Annotated in this window: 11 protein-coding genes and 2 pseudogenes; 4 read left to right on the top strand and 9 right to left on the bottom strand. The window is 47.9% G+C overall.

The window, feature by feature from the left end; translation table 11 throughout:
- Positions 1-62: 62 nt before the first annotated feature.
- Positions 63-318 (top strand): annotated as a pseudogene (locus GGR07_RS14015) (DNA topoisomerase III); the annotation flags it as partial.
- A 78-nt stretch (positions 319-396) separates the two neighbouring features.
- Here the strand turns inward: GGR07_RS14015 and GGR07_RS00095 are convergent.
- On the bottom strand, positions 397-1,293 hold the full coding sequence (locus GGR07_RS00095; RefSeq protein ID WP_081724044.1) for an IS5 family transposase: 897 nt from the start codon (positions 1,291-1,293) through the stop codon (positions 397-399).
- 237 nt (positions 1,294-1,530) lie between these two features.
- On the opposite strand from GGR07_RS00095, the gene GGR07_RS00100 reads away from it, so the two are divergent.
- Complete coding sequence (locus tag GGR07_RS00100; protein WP_039972742.1) at positions 1,531-2,097, top strand: hypothetical protein; 567 nt, start codon at positions 1,531-1,533, stop codon at positions 2,095-2,097.
- Between the two features lie 182 nt (positions 2,098-2,279).
- Here GGR07_RS00100 and GGR07_RS00105 read toward each other — a convergent pair.
- The 3 genes and pseudogenes from GGR07_RS00105 to GGR07_RS00115 form a co-directional block, all read right to left on the bottom strand.
- Positions 2,280-3,327 (bottom strand): annotated as a pseudogene (locus GGR07_RS00105) (IS256 family transposase); the annotation flags it as partial.
- 233 nt (positions 3,328-3,560) lie between these two features.
- Positions 3,561-5,564, bottom strand: coding sequence for an AAA family ATPase (locus tag GGR07_RS00110; RefSeq protein ID WP_021644563.1), 2,004 nt, complete (start codon positions 5,562-5,564; stop codon positions 3,561-3,563).
- Positions 5,565-5,571: 7 nt separating this feature from the next.
- Complete coding sequence (locus GGR07_RS00115) at positions 5,572-6,363, bottom strand: Cof-type HAD-IIB family hydrolase (protein WP_034543537.1); 792 nt, start codon at positions 6,361-6,363, stop codon at positions 5,572-5,574.
- Between the two features lie 70 nt (positions 6,364-6,433).
- Here GGR07_RS00115 and GGR07_RS00120 point away from each other — a divergent pair, with 70 nt between their 5' ends.
- Positions 6,434-7,606: a MalY/PatB family protein gene (locus GGR07_RS00120; protein WP_021644561.1), complete on the top strand. Its 1,173-nt coding sequence runs from the start codon at positions 6,434-6,436 to the stop codon at positions 7,604-7,606.
- On the opposite strand, the gene dnaG is transcribed toward GGR07_RS00120, so the two are convergent.
- From dnaG to GGR07_RS00135, 3 genes are all read right to left on the bottom strand, one after another.
- On the bottom strand, positions 7,598-9,607 hold the full coding sequence (gene dnaG / locus GGR07_RS00125; RefSeq protein ID WP_021644560.1) for a DNA primase: 2,010 nt from the start codon (positions 9,605-9,607) through the stop codon (positions 7,598-7,600). The two genes, GGR07_RS00120 and dnaG, sit on opposite strands and share 9 nt — an antisense overlap.
- Positions 9,608-9,681: 74 nt before the next feature.
- On the bottom strand, positions 9,682-10,383 hold the full coding sequence (locus GGR07_RS00130) for a Crp/Fnr family transcriptional regulator (RefSeq protein ID WP_021644559.1): 702 nt from the start codon (positions 10,381-10,383) through the stop codon (positions 9,682-9,684).
- A 166-nt stretch (positions 10,384-10,549) separates the two neighbouring features.
- A complete protein-coding gene (locus GGR07_RS00135; protein WP_122056523.1) occupies positions 10,550-12,739 on the bottom strand; it encodes a glutamine synthetase III family protein in 2,190 nt (729 codons plus the stop codon).
- 306 nt (positions 12,740-13,045) lie between these two features.
- On the opposite strand from GGR07_RS00135, the gene GGR07_RS00140 reads away from it, so the two are divergent.
- A complete protein-coding gene (locus GGR07_RS00140) occupies positions 13,046-15,157 on the top strand; it encodes a DUF5686 family protein (protein WP_221213929.1) in 2,112 nt (703 codons plus the stop codon).
- Between the two features lie 205 nt (positions 15,158-15,362).
- Here the strand turns inward: GGR07_RS00140 and GGR07_RS00145 are convergent, their stop codons facing one another.
- Together GGR07_RS00145 and GGR07_RS00150 are read right to left on the bottom strand one after the other, a co-directional pair.
- Positions 15,363-17,495, bottom strand: coding sequence for a thiol-activated cytolysin family protein (locus tag GGR07_RS00145; protein ID WP_122056524.1), 2,133 nt, complete (start codon positions 17,493-17,495; stop codon positions 15,363-15,365).
- 161 nt (positions 17,496-17,656) lie between these two features.
- Positions 17,657-17,917, bottom strand: coding sequence for a hypothetical protein (locus tag GGR07_RS00150; RefSeq protein WP_034543514.1), 261 nt, complete (start codon positions 17,915-17,917; stop codon positions 17,657-17,659).
- Between the last annotated feature and the right edge of the window lie 53 nt (positions 17,918-17,970).

Consider the following 17,970-nt stretch of genomic DNA (forward strand, 5'->3'; position numbering starts at 1 on the left):
ATAGTCCATAAAAGGAAATAACCGCATCTGGTAAGAAAGTAATCCTGTTCATTGTTTGACGCTATGTGGAAAGAAGTGGACGGTCACTGGTTCCCACTCCTAAAGGGCCGGAAGTATATGGTATCGTGAAAGAGAAAATGATCGCCAATGTGAGTGACCGGAAGGTGGAAATGTCAATTACATGAAATAAAAACCGGAGAAGTTTCTACAGAAACATTCACGAAGAGTATCAACTCCTACGCCCGGCAAATCGCATCTGAACCGTTTGCTCTTAAACTTGACCATCCGGACTTGCCGTATTGTAAATGTCCCAAATGCAGATTGACCTCTCTTGGGTATGGGCGATATTAATTCCGCTCCCATTTATTATACATATATGTCAGGTATTGAAGTGATTTAAACTTTTCTTTTTCTCAAACATTTCCTTAGCAGAATTATCATAAACGCAATATAGTTCCATGATTCCCAATTCCTAACCGTTGTTTCAAATCGATTTAAAATAGTCCTGTAACTGTCCATCCATGCATTGGTCCTCTCAATGGCATAACGTTCAGCATACAACAGTTCGTCCACAATGGTATTATTGGTAGTCCTGTTTCTTTTATTGATACGGCTATTGGAGACTACTCCATGACAGCCAAGTACACTTCGGAGAGCTGTACAGTCAAATCCGGTATCCGCATTCAAGAAAAGACCATCCGTTCTGACATTTGCAATCCCAAGGTCATGCATCATAGACCGGATTACGTTTTTTATGTCATGAGTATCATGATGTTCGCCGCTTTTAGGCGAAGACATGATAACCGATATGCCTTGCCGGTCTGTAATATAAAGAGCGTTGGTTGTCTTGCGCTTTTTTCTACCCTGATAACCAACCTCCTCTCCACCACGCATAGCTACCGTATGACTTCCGTCAAGGTCTACACTTGACATATCAAACTTCGTACGGTGCTTATCCAAAAGATGAAGCCAAAGAGACTTCCATTCACCTTTTTTACTCCATTTGTTATAATGATAGAATACCGCACCATATGTCAGAACCTTGTCACTGAACAGGGAATCTACAGGTAAATATTTCCACTGACACCCCGTTTTCAGTTTATAAAGAATGGCATTTACGATTTCAACAAGACTACTTTGAGTTACGAAATCACGTTTGGCCACACATAAATGAGGCAATATTTCACTTTTTATTGTATCTTTGTCCAACACAGCGTACATAGGGATATTGTTATGAATGAGTTTGGTCACCCATAATATAACAATTTTAGCTATTAGTACGCTGTTTCTCATTGGATCAATTAGTTTAAATCACTTCGATTCATAGAAAACTTTATTGACGATTTAATTAAGTCCCCTTTCCCATCTGAAGAAATAGAAGAAGATTTGCTTCATTGTCTTATTGCCACAGATTCTCTTCCAATAAATGTATTTAAAGGTATCTTACCTATATTCAAAAGATGGATATTTGGAGAAAAGGATCTATCTGATCTCACCTCTGATAAGATAAGGTTATTATTGCAAAACTCAATGATTAAATATAATGAGTTTAATACAAAGCAGTTATTGCCCTTTGGAGATGAAATTTTTGCACAGTATTTATTAAACCGCAAATCGGAATATCTAAAGATACCATCGGATATTAGTTATTCAAAGGATTTAGTATCAATATTATTCGGATCAACAGACCTAACAATAAAAGAGAAAAGTTCGCTGCTCCCATATGTACAAGCAGATCATCTTGAGGATAATCGAGATTTAGCTGAGCAAATTATCGTTGTATTACAACAAGAAAGTGTAGATTTGAATCATGCTGTGTTATGTGAAATATTAGCTAATTCCAAACGGATTGAAGAAAAAAATCACATTATAAATCAGACAATCCTTAAAAAGGATGATTTAACGGAAGAAGAGATAGATACTTTCCTCAAAACCCTTCCCGAACCTTATTGTGTGATAGCAAAAAGAGGGAAGAATCCAGCGATACCAAAAAAAGATTATTCAATGCAATTAGTTGAAATCCTTTACAATATAAATTATATATCATCTTTTACGCCAGAAAAAGATATAATACGTATCTATACTAAGAAAACATAATGCCCCATTGGGCTTTATGTTGCTTTTAAGTCATCTCAACTCACAGTTAAAAGTAAGGAGGTATTTTTCATAGTGGGTAATGTAAAATAAACTGTGTCAAGCATTATTTTCTAGTTAAAACTCATCGGTCGGGGATCGCTTGGCGGCAAAGGGCGGGACCACCCGTCCCGACGAGCGTAAAATTACAACAACTTAAATCTCTCTCCAAATTTTATTGCTAATTGTTTTGATATGGTACCCCAATTTGCCTGCGGCATAGGCCATTTCTTCCGTATATTAGATAAGCAAGATAAACTAACTTTTCAAGGGCGGTGTCTGTAGGGAACACGCCCTTGTTTTTTGTAACTTTACGGATCCGGCGATGATATCCTTCGACAGTGTTGGTTGTGTATATTAGTTTACGTATACCAGATGTGAATTGGAAGTACTCAGAGGGCCTATCCCGGTTGCCCTGCTATGACTTGATAACAATAGGATAAAGTTCACCCCACTTTTGATCCGGTTTCTTAAGTTCGTCTTCAGCTGCGTCTTTACTAACAGCCTGGTATACGCATTTCAGATCCTTGAGGAACTCTTTCCGGTTCTTAGAACCGATGTATTTGATGGAATTTCTGATTTGATGTACGATGCAAAGTTGAGCAACAGTATCAGGATAAACGCTCTGTATGGCTTCAGGGAAGCCTTTCAAACCGTCTACACAGGCAATAAGGATGTCTTCAACACCACGGTTTTGAAGGTCTGTAAGGACACTCAGCCAAAAGTTAGCTCCTTCACCTCTCTTTCTATATATACATACATACCAAGAACGTTCTTGTGGCCTTCCTTATCAATGCCAAGAACATTATAAATGGTAGGGGTAACTGCACAGCCTCGTTCATCTGTTACCTTGTAATGAATGGCATCCATCCGGACTATTGGATAAACAGGATCAAGCATGCGTGACTTCCAGGCTTTTATCTCAGGCAGCACACGGTCGGTAATACTGCTGATAGTTTCAGCAGAAACACGGTTACCTAAGTTCTCTTCCATCCGGTCACTGATTTCACGTGTGCTCTTACCAAAAGCATATAAGCCGATAATACGGTTTGCAACGCCCTCTGCAAGGATAGTTTCACGCTTCTTAATAAACTGAGGATCGTAACTTGCATTACGGTCTCTTGGTGTTGAAATGGTCACTTCGCCGAGTGGTGTCTGAACCTCCTTGTGCATCTTTCCGTTACGACGATTGCCATTATCACAAAGCCCGCCGTGTCTGCTTCCAAAGCCCGCCGCCTTTTTTTCAAAGCCCGCCGCCTTTTTTTCAAAGCCCACGGGCTTTTTTTCAGAGCCCGCCGCCTTTTTCTACATCCGCCGCCCCCTCTGTTTTTCTCTGCTGCGGGAGAATGTCATTGAGCGTCACATGTGTATATTCCATATGAAGCGGATTATCATTTCATTGAAACGGATCATCACGCGACCCGGAGCTAATCTCTTGCTTTGCCTTGTCTGAGCTCTTCCGCAATCCTCCATTGAAGCGCAGCTTCGTCCTCTTTCCCTGCCTTCGACAGTGCGTCTCCGAACAGTTGGTGCGCGCCTGCATGACCGGGTTTCAGGGTGGTGGCTTTATCCAAGTCGGACACGGCTCCTTCCGTATTGCCGGTTTTCAGGCGAAGTTTCCCGCGATTGTAGAAGGCTTTGAATTCCATGGGGCGCAGACCGACGGCTGTGCTGAAACAATGCTCGGCCTCTGCATACGATTGGTTGTTGAACAGCGTGATTCCTTTGCGTATCCAGGCGTCGGTATAACCGGGATCGAGACTGATCGCTTTGTCGTAGTTGGCAATGGCGGCACGCGAATCGTGCGCCTGCGTGATGCACTCGTTTCCCATTTGCAGGTATTCGCGGGCATACTTGCGCAGGCGTTCCTGTTGCCGGCGCATTTCTTCCTGAAGACGGCTGTTCTTCTCTTTCAGCGTATTGATAATTCCCAATTTTCTGCGGATCAATCGGCGGGCAACGGGCTTTTCGATGTCGTACCGGGAGTGGATGGCTCGAAAGAACTGTTCCAGACACTCTTCCATGTCTCCCTTGTCGAACGCGCGGGCGGCAGCGGCATATTGCACATCCGCCTGCGCTTGTTTCAGAGCCTTCTCGATGGCTTGGCGGTCGTTGAACTTCCGTGCGAAGTTGACAATCTCCTGACGGACAAAAATGTCGGCGCGATTGACAGGCTTCTTTAGCCGGATACCATCCAGCGAAGTGCAACGGCTCAGGGCAACGTATGTCTGTCCGCCGGCAAACACGCCGCCGGTGAAGTCGATCACCACCCGGCTGAAAGTCAGCCCCTGGCTTTTATGAACGGTTATGGCCCATGCCAGACGGATGGGATATTGGGTGAAAGTGCCCAGCACCTCTTCTTCGATTTCTTTCTTCTTTTCGTTGTATCGGTAGCGGATGTTGCGCCACGACTCGCGCTTTACGTCGCACTCCTTGCCGTCGTCGGTTATCACGTAGATGGTGTCGTTCTCCTCGTCGATGCCTGCTACCGTTCCGATGGTTCCGTTTACCCATCGGCGGTCGAAGTCGTTTTTGATAAAAATGACCTGTGCGCCGGGCTTCAGCACCAGCTCTTGCGAAGTGGGCAGGCTGCTTTCGGGGAAGTCGCCGTTTATTTCGCCCTCAAACACCAGCGGGTCGCCCGGCAGTTCGGCGAGCTTCTTCTCATTGATCCCGTCCACCGTATCCCTCCGCGTGGCGAGCGTGATATACATGTCCTCCTCCGACTCTTCAATCCGGGTGCCGTAGCGGGTGTTGAGCAGTTGAAGGTCGGCAGCCCCGGCATTGTTTGTGCGGATGCGGTCGAGCACGCCCACAAAGACGGGATCGGACTGCCGGTATACCTTCTGCAGTTCGATGGAAACAAGGTCTATCTGCGCGAAAACATGCGCCGAGAAGAAATAGGGAGTGGGATAGAAACGGTTGAGAATCTCCCGTTCGTCAGCCTTCACCACCGGCTCCAACTGAAACACATCGCCCACCAACAGCAACTGCTTGCCGCCGAAAGGTTCGCGGAGATTGTGCGAATATACCCTCAGGATGCGGTCGATGGCGTCGATTATATCTGCCCTGACCATCGAAATCTCGTCGATAATCACCAATTCTATCTGTTCCAGCAGCTTCCGGTGATGTTTGGTGTATTTAAAGAAGTTGTGGATGCGTCCTTTTTGCAGGCTCAAATTCGGATCGTCGGGCAGTAGCGGATAAAAAGGAAGCTTGAAAAAACTGTGCATCGTGCTTCCGCCCGCATTGATGGCGGCAATGCCTGTGGGAGCGAGCACCACGTGTTTCTTTTTGGTATGCTCGCAAACGTAGCGGAGAAATGTAGACTTTCCCGTGCCCGCCTTTCCGGTGAGGAAAACCGATCGGCGGGTGTACTGAATCAGGTTCAGCGCATCCTGAAAAGCGGTATTGTCGGTATCGACCTGCATTGTCCGGTTATTCGATTATGCCGAAATGTTTCAGCGCAAGGCTGATTCCGTCTTCGTCGACCGGCGCGGTGACATAATCCGCCGCTGCTTTCACTTCGTCTCTGGCCTGCCCCATGGCTACCCCGACGGCCGCATGGCGGAGCATGCTGATGTCGTTTCCTCCATCGCCGAAAGCCATTGTTTCTTCGAGTTTCAGGCCGAAATGCCCGATGATGGCATCGATTCCTTTCTGCTTGGTGTTGCCTTTTGCGGTGATGTCGGCAAAGGCCGGATACCAACGGCTTATTTCGCAATTGGGGATGTAGGGAAGCAGCTCTTTTTCTTCCTCCTCTGTGATCAATGGAGTCATTTGAAATATTTCTTTCCGTATCACCTCTTCGAAGGACGCGACGGTCGGCATTGCTTTTACGTGCAGTAAATCTTGGAAAATGTGGCGTAACGATTCGTTGGGCTGATACATGAAGATATCCTTTTCTTCCACGAAGATGCAGGGGGCCTCTTTCTGTCGGCAGAACTTCGCCATAGTTTCCACCTCTTCGCGGCGGATGGCGCTTTTGTAGATTACTTTGTTGCCTACAAAACAATAGGCGCCGTTCATCGTAATGTAACCGTCGATGAGGTTCCGCTCTTGGAGTTCGGAAAGATTGTTGATGATGGCATCCGGACGGCCGGTGGCGATAAACACCTTGACTCCCTTTTTATGGGCGGCCTCGATGGCCCGAACGGTGGAAGACGGGATGCGGTGGGTCTTGAAGCTGACCAGTGTTCCGTCGATATCGAAAAATAAAGCTTTCGTCATGATTTCTTTTTTGAATTGCATACAAAAGTACTATTTTTGCCTGACATAACATAGAAAAACAATCTCTCGCATGAATTATAATTTCGATGAAATAATAGACCGCAGCGGCACAGACTCCGTGAAATGGGACGGGGTGGAAGCCGTTTGGGGACGGAACGATCTGATGCCGATGTGGGTGGCGGATATGGATTTCCGCACGGCTCCCTGCGTGATAGAAGCGCTGAAAAAGCGTCTGGAGCACGAAGTGTTGGGATACACCATGCCCTGCAAGGAGTGGGGAGAGTCGATTGTCCGCTGGCTGAAAGAGCGTCACGGATGGGCGGTGACCGAACGGATGCTGACTTTTACGCCGGGCATTGTGCGCGGTCTGGCTTTCGCCATCCATTGCTTTACCGAGAAGGCGGATAAGGTGATGGTGATGCCGCCGGTCTATCCGCCGTTTTTTTCGGTGACGCAATGCACCGGGCGGGAAGTGGTGTTCAGTCCGTTGCAACTTAAAGACGGCCGGTACGAAATCGACTTCGAACGCTTGCCCCATGATGTGCGGGGCTGCAAACTGCTTATTCTTTGCAATCCTCATAACCCCGGAGGGAGGGTATGGACGCGTGAAGAGCTGGCGCGCATCGCCGACATCTGCTACGAGAACAGAACGCTGGTCGTTTCCGACGAGATTCATGCCGACCTTACACTGCCGCCTTACAAGCATGTGGCGTTTGCTTCGGCTTCCGAACGGGCGCGTATGAACTCGCTGGTGTTCATGTCGCCCAGCAAGGCTTTCAACATGGCGGGACTGGCTTCTTCGTACGCCGTGATCGAAAATGAAGAAATCTGCGAACGTTTCCGGCAATACATGGAAGCCGGAGAGTTCTGTACCGGGCATTTGTTCGCCTACCTGAGCGTGGCCGCCGCCTACAACGGAGGAGGGGAGTGGCTCGACCGGCTGTTGGCGTACATCGGCGAGAATATCGATTTCACGGAGAGTTACCTGCGGGAGCATATTCCCGGCATCAGCGCCATTCGTCCGCAAGCGTCTTTTCTTGTTTTTCTCGATTGCCGGGGGTTGGGACTGAACCGCGAGGAGCTTCATCGTCTTTTTGTGGAAGATGCCCGGTTGGCATTGAATGAAGGATCTACATTCGGCAGGGAAGGCGAAGGATTCATGCGCCTGAACGTGGGCTGTCCGCGGGCTGTGCTCCGGCAGGCGCTGGAACGGCTGGCAGAAGCTGTGGCGGGATTATCTTAACACGACACGGTCGCCAAGACGTTTGGCCATCATGCTCTGTATGCTTCTCAAATCGTTGTACCGTTCCATCAGCGAGTTGCATTTCTCGTTGTCGCGGGCAAGCTCGGGGTCTTGCAGGGCAAGGAGCATATGCTTCAGCTCCTCGGTCACAATGGCGTTTTTGAAATCTCCCATCAGGCGGGGCACTATCTCGTAAAGCCGCTCTTCGTCCGCCACAATCTTTTGAAGTTTGGAGTGATACTTGCTGAGCCGGTAGCGCACATCGATCAGGTCTGCGCTCAGCTTGCTGATAGCCGCGTCGGAATGGGAAAGGAAATACCTTTCGGCGGTGAATCCGTCGTCGTGCAGGTGGGCGACCGCCTCTGCCAGCATGCGCCTGTGCAGCGGATTGTGAAACGCCAGACTGTCTTCTTTCAGTTCGCTTTCCACGTATTCTATCACGGTAATGGCGGTTGATGCTCCGTCGTCATCGGTCAGCTCGCACATCACCTGTTCGCCGTAGCGCACGATGGCGGTCAGTATCAGCCGTTCGAATTTGTAAAACTCCCGTCCCTCCTGTCCCTGTTGCGGGATGAAAGAGGTGTACGCGTCTTCCGGCAGCGGGTTCTCCGCATTCGGAATATCGGCGCCGGGCGGTGTGTTTTCTTGCGATGCGGTGTTGCTGACGATCGGTTTGTTCGCTTTTTCGGCTTGCGCTTCCCTCATTTTGGCGACCTCCGCCACCAGAAGTTTTTCTTCCAGATGCAGTTGCTGCCCGCACTCTTTGATGTACACGTCGCGTACGATGGCCTCCGGTATCACCGAAATGCTCCGTACGATGTTCGCTATCAGTTCGGCACGCTTTATCGGATCCTTTCCCGCGTCCTCCATCAGCAAGTCGGTCTTGAAGCGGATGAAATCTTTTTCGTTTTCGCGGATAAAGTTCTGAAACTCTTCGGAATTGTGCTTTCGGGCGAATGAATCAGGGTCGTCGCCGTCGGGGAGCAGGCACACCTTGATGTTCATTCCCTCTTCCAGCAGCATGTCGATGCCGCGGATAGAGGCGCGGATGCCTGCAAGGTCGCCGTCGTAGAGCACGGTAATGTTATTGGTGAAGCGGTGAATCAGGCGAATCTGTCCCGGCGTGAGCGCCGTTCCCGAAGAGGCCACCACGTTCTCCACACCCGACTGGTGCATGGAGATGACATCCGTATATCCTTCGACGAGGAAGCAGCGGTCTTGCTTCACGATTGCCTGCTTGGCGAAAAAAATGCCGTACAGTTCGTTGCTCTTATGGTATATTTCCGATTCGGGCGAATTGACGTATTTCACTTTCACGCCCTTCGTCGCGTTGCTCAACACCCGTCCGCCGAAAGCCACCACCTTACCCGAAAGCGTATGCACGGGAAAGATGACGCGTCCCCAGAAACGGTCGCGCAGCCGGTGGTCGTCGGTTTCGTAGCAGATGCCCGTCTTCACGAGAAACTCTTTCCTGTACCCTTTGCGCAAAGCCTCCTGCGCCATTGCGTCGTGGCTTTCGGTGCAATATCCGAGTTGGAATTTCTCGATAATGTCGTCGCGGAATCCGCGTTGGCGGAGATAAGCCATGCCGACGCTACGCCCTTCGGCATGATTCTTCAGTGTCTCCTGAAAATAGTCGCGGGCAAAGCTGTTGACGATGAACAGGCTTTCGCGCAACGACTGCGCCAGTTTCTCCTCGTCGGTCAGCTCCCTTTCCTGTATCTCGATGTTGTATTTCTTGGCCAGAAACTTCAAGGCCTCGTAATAAGTCATCTGTTCGTGCTCCATGATGAAGTGCACGACATTTCCGCCTTTTCCGCAGCTGAAACATTTGCAAAGCCCTTTGGCGGGAGATACGCTGAAAGAAGGTGTCTTCTCGTTATGAAACGGGCAAAGGCCGACATAGTTCACTCCGCGCCTGCGCAGCGTGACGAACTCGGACACCACGTCTACGATTTGTGCGGCGTCCAGAATGCGGTCGATGGTTGCCTGATCTATCATTCTTGTTTTCCCGGTCTTAGCATCTACATTTGTCAGTACTCCTGTTTGCGCTCTTGTATCTACCTTATTCTTTATTATCCGATTTTGCTGATCTTCTTCAATCTTTCTTCGTCTATGATCTTGATTTTTCTTCCGTCGATGGTTATCAACCGTTCTGTGGCAAACTGAGAAAGGGTACGTATGGCGTTGGAGGTTGTCATATTGGAGAGGTTGGCCAGATCTTCCCGCGAGAGGTAAATGCTTAAGGTAGATCCGTCTTCTTCCAGCCCGTAGTTTTCTTTGAGAAACAGCAATGATTCGGACAGGCGTCCGCGGATGTGTTTTTGCGTCAGGTTGACCGTGCGCTCGTCGGATATGCCCAGATCGATGGATAGCTGGCGGATAAAGAACATTGCCAGATTGTTGTTCTGGACTATCAAAGTGGCGATAACACTCATAGGAATTAAGCAGACCACGGAGGGTTCGAAGGCGGCGGCGGCGGTGACAAAGTCTTCTTTGGCAAAATAGGCCCGGTAAGCGAAATATTCACGCGGCTTGATCATGCGTATAATCTGGCTTCTGCCTCCGACACCATCCTTGAATATCTTCACCTTTCCGCTGATGAGGCACATGAGTTGCCGGGGCGTTTCGCCTTCGCAATAGATGATTTCGTTTTTTTTGTAGGTCTGTATCGTGTAATTATTCATCAAGAACTCCCTTTGCTCGCTGTTCAAAGGAGCTAACATATCGGATAGCGGTTCCGAAACATTGATGTCTGATATGTTTATTTTTACCATGAGTACTACAAAACTGTGTTATACAGCACAAAAGTAAAAATAAAAAGTGAGAAAAAAAACGGATAAAGAGAAAAAGGAGGGTGAAAGGGTGATTTGATTCATGTTTAAAACCGGCAACCGGAAGCAAGCTCGCGATGGAGCCTTACTGCCGGTGGCCGGAGAAATGCTATTTGGCGAACAGCAATTCTCTGTATTTGGGCAACGGCCATATCTCATCGTCCACTTCCATTTCAAGATGGTCGATATGGTCGCGTATCTTGTCGAGGTACGGCCGTACTTTTTCTTCGTAATCGAATGCTTTTTCCTTGTAATTTTCTTTGTGGTTGGCCACTTTGCGGGCTTCGGTCATTTCGTACACCAATATTTTGATTGCCGTAACTCTGCGTGATATTTCACGGATCAAGTCTTTGCGGTCGGCACTCATCTGTTCGTATTCCTCAGCGGAGAAAACCTCTTTCAAGCCGCGCAGGTTTTCGAGAAGCCGGTTTTGGTAAGCCACGGCGATAGGGACGATATGGTTGATGGCCAGGTCGCCCAACACGCGGCTTTCTATCTGCACCTTCATGGTGTATTTTTCGAGCTCTACCTCCAAGCGGCAGTTCAGCTCCGTTTCATTGAAGATGCGTTCGCCGATGAGCACGGCTTTCGATTGGTTGTCGACATAGTGCATCAGAGCCTCCGGCACGTGGCAGATGTTTGTCAGTCCGCGACGGGCGGCTTCCTGCTTCCACTCTTCGGAATATCCGTCGCCTTCGAAACGGATGGGTTCGGAGGCTATGATGGTTTCTTTCAGAATACGGAAGATGGCCTCATCTTTGCCCACGCCTTCTTCCATCAACTTTTCGACAGAGGCGCGGAATTCATTCAACTGGTTTGCCATGGCGGCATTGATAGCTATCATGGCGGCCGCACAGTTTGAGGAAGAGCCTGCCGCACGGAACTCGAAACGGTTTCCGGTGAAGGCGAAAGGAGAAGTGCGGTTGCGGTCGGTCGTGTCGAGCAGAATTTCGGGAATCCTGCCGATGCCGAGCTTTAAAGTGGTCTTCTCTTCGGGGGTCATTTTGTCATTGCCTACCTGGCGCACGATTTCGTCGAGAGTGCCCGAAAGCTCTTTGCCTAAAAAACACGACAGGATGGCCGGAGGGGCTTCATTGGCTCCCAGCCGGTGGCTGTTGCCTGCGCTCATGATCGAGGCACGTAGCAAATTCTGATTCTTATAAACCATCATCAGTGCGTTTACAAGGAAAGTAAGAAACAGCATATTGCCTTTCGGGTTCTTTCCGGGAGCGAAGAGGTTGACTCCGGTATCTGTACATAACGACCAATTGTTGTGCTTCCCCGATCCGTTTACTCCGTTGTAAGGTTTTTCGTGTAGCAATACGTTGAAATGATGCTTGCGGGCAATGCGTTTCATCAGGTCCATTACGAGCTGGTTGTGGTCGTTGGCCAGGTTGCAGTTTTCGAACACCGGAGCCAGTTCGAATTGGTTGGGCGCCACTTCGTTGTGGCGTGTTTTGGCGGGAATTCCCAGCTTGTGGCACTCGATCTCGAGCTCTTTCATGAAAGCAGTCACACGGGGAGGGATGGAGCCGAAATAATGATCCTCCAATTGTTGGTCTTTGGCAGAAGAGTGTCCCATCAGCGTGCGTCCGGTAAGGCAAAGGTCCGGCCGTGCATTATATAAGGAAGAATCTACGAGGAAATATTCCTGCTCCCATCCTAAATTGGTAAATACGCGTGTAATGTTCTTGTCGAAGAGTTGCGATACTTCGGTTGCCGCCTTGTCTACCGCAGCAAGGGCTTTGAGCAGGGGAGTCTTGTAGTCGAGCGCTTCGCCCGTGTACGATATGAATATGGTAGGTATGCAAAGAGTAGTGTCTACGATGAAGGCGGGCGACGAAACGTCCCATGCGGTGTATCCTCTGGCCTCAAAGGTGTTGCGTATTCCTCCGTTGGGAAAAGAAGACGCATCGGGCTCTTGCTGAACCAGCAGTTTTCCCGAGAACCGTTCGATTACTTCGCCGTCTTCGCCGAACTCTATGAAGCCGTCGTGCTTTTCGGCGGTTCCGTCGGTCAATGGCTGAAACCAGTGCGTGTAGTGCGTCACGTTGAGCGATTTCGCCCAGCTTTTCATGCCGTTGGCTATCAGGTCGGCCATTTCCCTGTTAATGGGTGTTCCTTTTTCGTTGGCGTCTATTACCGCTTTATAAGCTTCTTTCGGAAGATACTCCTGCATCTTCTTGCGGTCGAATACATGACTGCCGTAGTAGTCGGAAACCTTGTTGGAAGGAACTGTCACTTCCAAAGGCTTCCGGGTGGAAAGCTCTTGCAAAGCAAAAAATCTCATTTTTGACATAGGTGTGTTGTTTTTGTGGGTCGATGGCGCAAAATTAGTGGTTTTTCTTGAATATACCCTATAAAAAATAGGGGTGATTTTGAAAAAAAGTGTGATTTTATCTGTAAGAGGCGTTTTCCGATAGGCTTCGCCGGTAGTACCGTAGCCGTTCAGGGCAACCGGATATTATTGGCTTTTGATAATCTTTTTCTATATTTGTGTCACTATAAACTTAAGGAGTGACAATCATTGAGAGGTAACATACTGACAGGATGGCTATTGTGCTTGTTTTTTCTGTTTCCGGCAAGGGGAGAAGCAAGCGTTGTGCTGAATCCCTATACCCGGCAGGGGATATCGGTGGACTCCATCATCGAACGTATGATGACCTTTGCCCCTTCTTATGAAATGATTGTGAATGAGTATCGTGCGGGACTGTATATAAAAGGAAAAATACATATCCGTAAGAAGAATTTCATCCTTCGCTACGTTCCTTCGATGTTCCGGCTGCAAAGGGGGGTGCGCGAGTATTTGCTCGAAACGTATAGCGACCTGCATTATACGGCTCCGAATATTTACGACCAGAAGGTGAAGGCCGCACAAGGAACGATAAGAGGCACCAAAGGCGTGCCGGGACTGCTCGAATATTTCAATATCAACATCTACTCCTCTTCCCTCCTGAAAGACGAACGCCTGCTGTCTCCTCTCGCCAGAAACGGGAATAAGTATTATGTTTACCGGATAGACAGCGTGATGGGCGATCCGAATAATCTTGATTATCTGATACGCTTTACTCCCAAGACCAAAAGCGACCAGCTGGTGAGCGGGTGCATGATTGTCAGCGGCAATGTGTGGAGTATACGAAAAATAGAATTCGAAGGACGGTCGGAGTTGATTACTTTCAAATGCAGGATTCTGATGGGAGATGTAAACAAACCGGATGAGTTTCTGCCGGTGAGGTATGACGTAAATGCTTCGTTCAGTTTCGTGGGGAATAAGATCGACGGCAATTATACGGCCTCTTTGAATTATAATTCTATCGAGCTGAAAGAAAAAAATGTGCGCAAGAAAGAAAAGAAGAATTATGACCTGTCGGACTCTTTTTCTTTGCGATGCGACACGAATGCCTATAAAACGGATCCCTCCGTTTTTGCCATGCTGCGCCCCATTCCTTTGGAGGCGGGGGAAAAAGAACTGTATGAGGAGTATAAGTCGAGGCAAGACACCGCATTGAAAATGAAGAAAGCCAAAGGACAGTCTTTTTGGGGAACGGTGGGCGATCTGATGGTGGAAGATTATAAATTCAACTTGGCTAATGTAGGGAGCCTTCGCTTCTCACCGTTCATCAACCCGCTGTTGTTCAGCTACAGCGGAAGCAACGGACTCTCTTACCGGCAGGACTTTCGCTATAACCGGCTGTTCAGGGGGGATAAATTGTTGCGGGTAGTCCCGAAATTCGGATATAACTTCACACGTAAAGAATTCTACTGGTCGATGAACGCCTCTTTTGAATATTGGCCGCAGAAGAGGGGAGTATTGAGGCTGAACACGGGAAGCGGTAACCGGATTTACAGCAGTAGAGTGTTGGATGAACTGAAAGCGATACCGGACAGCATTTTCGACTTCAACCAGATACATCTCGAATATTTTAAAGACTTGTATCTGAATGTCTTTCACTCTTGTGAGATTGTGAACGGACTGGAGCTGAATCTGGGATTTTCCGCCCACCGGCGAAAAGCGGTAGAACGCTCAAAGTTTATTTTCAACGGAAACCATCCGCTGCCTCCTCCCGATTTTCTGAGCAAGTTCAAAAACACGTATATCAGTTTTGCTCCGCATGTCCGTGTGGAGTGGACGCCGGGCATGTATTATTATATGAACGGGAGACGGAAAATGAATCTGTACTCCCGGTATCCTACGTTTTCTGTCGATTACGAACGCGGCATCAAGGGCGTGTTTCGCAGTACGGGCGAGTATGAGAAGGTGGAGTTCGATATTCAGCATAAGGTGAAAATGGACCTGATGCACAATATTTATTATCGTTTGGGCATGGGAATGTTTACCAATCAGGATGAATTGTATTTTGTAGACTTTGCCCACTTCTCGCGCCATAATCTGCCTGTCGGCTGGAACGATGAGATCGGCGGCGTGTTTCAATTGCTCGACGCGCGTTGGTATAACTCTTCCCGAAGGTATATAAGAGGGCATTTCACTTACGAGGCTCCGTTGTTGCTTTTGAAGCATCTGGTGAAGCGTACCCGCTATGTACAAAACGAACGCATTTATCTCAGTGCGCTTTCCATGCCTCATTTGCGTCCTTACATGGAAGCGGGATACGGCATAGGAACGCATATCTTTGATTTCGGCTTTTTTGTGGGAGGCGGAAATTGGAAGTTCGACCAGATAGGTTGTAAATTCACATTCGAGCTGTTCAACCGGTAGTCCGGGATATTCAGCAAATGCCTCAAATTTCTATATTTGTTTTTTCTTCTTCTACTCTTTTCAATGTTAAATTCGTTGCATTTGCGCATAAGTATGCAAACTACCTTCCGGCCGGATAGTGCTCTCGCGGCTAAGTGCTTATCAGGATATGGCGCCCTGACAAAATCGCTACTTTGTCAAGGCTGTTTTTATTGTTACACATTACTCATAAAGCCTTTACTTCAGAGATTCTCACAGATCTGAAAACGCTGCCTTTCAGTACGATTTCCATTGCCCCCGTTTCTATTTCCCCGTGATTAAGCCGTCGCTCGTCCTGGGCATCCCAGCCGTCTATCCTGCTGAATCGGGTTCTTATTCGCAATAAGGGATTTTTATAAATATATTCACCGGGCTGCAGGTCGCCGTACTCTCTTGTCCTGCTGTTTTGGAATTTATACCACCAGGGATCTGACACCTTCGACGGGCTGTTGCCGTTTACAATCTTAAAAATAACAGGAGTTCCATTTTTTACACGGAAGCACTGCACATCGAGTTGCACCTTTACGTGGCCGTCCGCTATTCTTACGTCTTTCACATTGATTTTTGCGGATATTCTTCTCGGGCATCGTGTGTAGCCAATCCGGTACTGTGTTCCGGAGTACAATGGTCTGATAATCTTACCGGGATACGCTCCGGTAATAAGCTGGATCGTATATTTCGTTACAACTCCCTGATTGTTTGGCCCGAATTTCATGTTGTCGCTCATGGCTTTTTCCAACTCTGCCTGACTGCGTTTGCTTCTCAGAACACTTATAGTCAACCCCGTACCTCCGAGGTTAAAGATCTCGTCGTTGGTGTAGCTTGAGGATTCGGCAAGCGATTGACTTGCATTTGCCGTTTGTCCGTATCCGGATACTTTCTGGGAAGAATCAAATGTGAAATTCTTTGCAGAATACTCTTTCATGTAGCTGAATGTCCTGCCGTAGGTTACTGAAGTGACAATAGCAATGGCTTTTCCTCTCAGTTCATTGCTGAGTTGCTGCCAAGTCACGCTCTTGTCGAATAGAGAGGAAGGGTCTTGTTTCCAGTTGTCCTTCAACTTGATGGTGAAGTAATCTTGGTCTAACGTGGTAGCCTGAATAAATGACTGCTCCGAAGAAGAGGCTTTTGCCTTTACATTGACATTGCAGCCTGCAAATGAAGAATCTACATTCAAATCCATCATCAGGCTCTTTTGGCTGGTATGGATTTTTGTTCTTGGCCTTTGTACGCCCGGAGCTTCGTATCTTGAATCCCTTAACAGAGTCTGCATAATTCTATTCGTAGCCTCTCTTACGTCAGAATTGTTAGGGCTGACGTTACTCTGGGAAGGATTACCACCGGCGAGGAAGTCTCCATAAATAGAAATCTTGTTTCTTGGAATCCTGCCCAAAGGATGTGGAGTTCCACTTGTTATTTGGTCGTCAACCACAAGTATTGCTCCCGGATAGATATTCTCATATCCACTTCCACGTACATATATCTCCCGTTCGCTGAATGTATCGGGTTTCTTGTCCAAGATAAAAGCAAACTCTCTGTCCGGCAGGCTTTCAAATGCGTCCGGATATTGCGTCTTGTCATTATACATGTCGTTGTTTATCAAATCGGCAGGCCGATAGGCTATAGATGCCAGTCCGGAATTGATTTCCTTCCGTCTCTGCTCATCCGTGTTACTGCCTGCTGAACTTGCGGTAGTGACATGTAGGCTGTTGTATTGCGAGAATTTCTCCCCGTCATGCACCCAGACTGTAATGTGATAGCTGGTATTGGGGAACAATCCTGTTATTTTATAGGTATCTGCATCCTTAAGATAAGGTCCCTGCTTCCTGTTGGCATTATCGTATGCCGGTCCCTGCGTCCATGTCAGTACATAGCGAAGATCCTTCTGGGCGGTTTCCTTGTCCGTAGCCTTCTGCCATGACAGTTCAATGCTGTTGGTACTGATTCTGCTGACAACCACCACCTTGTTTGGGATGTAAGGGGCAATGTTGGGTACAGCGTCAGGCAGGGTGGTTACTTTGGTGCGGGCATACGTGTTCTCATATCCATTCGGATCTCTCACATATACGATAATTTCGTAAGTAGTGTTAGGCTTGAGCCCTGTAATGGTGTAGGAGGAGTTGTCGAATTTCCTTTCACCTATCTTGCGGATATTGTTGTCCCATACGTAAGGGGCTACGCACCATGTGACGGTGTACATCAACTCACTTTGAGGGCTTTCCTTGTCAGTAGCCTTGTTCCAACGAATTGAAATACTGTTTTTCGTTTTGTTGGTAATCGTGATGTCCTTGACAGCAACAATCGGTTGAGTATTAGCCATAGTTTTATGCAATTGACCTTAATACTATTGCGAGGTTTTAAATGATTAACTTTTTGAGCCTATAATCTATTGGTATTGTTCGTTTTTTTGTTCATACTTGCTTTGAATTAAAAGAATGATATATAAGGTTGATATATATAGTCTTGTTCTGCATGCCTTAATTATGACAGGTTGCCCGTGAAGATACTTATGAGCCGTTGCCACAGCGTGCGGCGGGGTGGCTTGCAGTCAGGCGGCTCGCGTCCTGCATTCTCAGGCGGCGCGTTCTCGGGATGAGGGTTGTCCTCAGCGGGCAATCTACGCCGTTCGAACTCGATGTCTATCATTTGGCGAACGGTGTCAAGCAGTTGCATTCGGTCGTCAAGAAAGCCTAAGTCTTCATCGTAGGGTTGCTTGGGTCTGCTGTCGTTCTTCCGCTTCATACTTTTTATGATTTGAACAGTTAGCGGATTATTTCAATCCGTCTGAGAGCGTT

It is taken from the genome of Bacteroides pyogenes, from assembly GCF_014196225.1.
Lineage (GTDB): Bacteria > Bacteroidota > Bacteroidia > Bacteroidales > Bacteroidaceae > Bacteroides > Bacteroides pyogenes_A.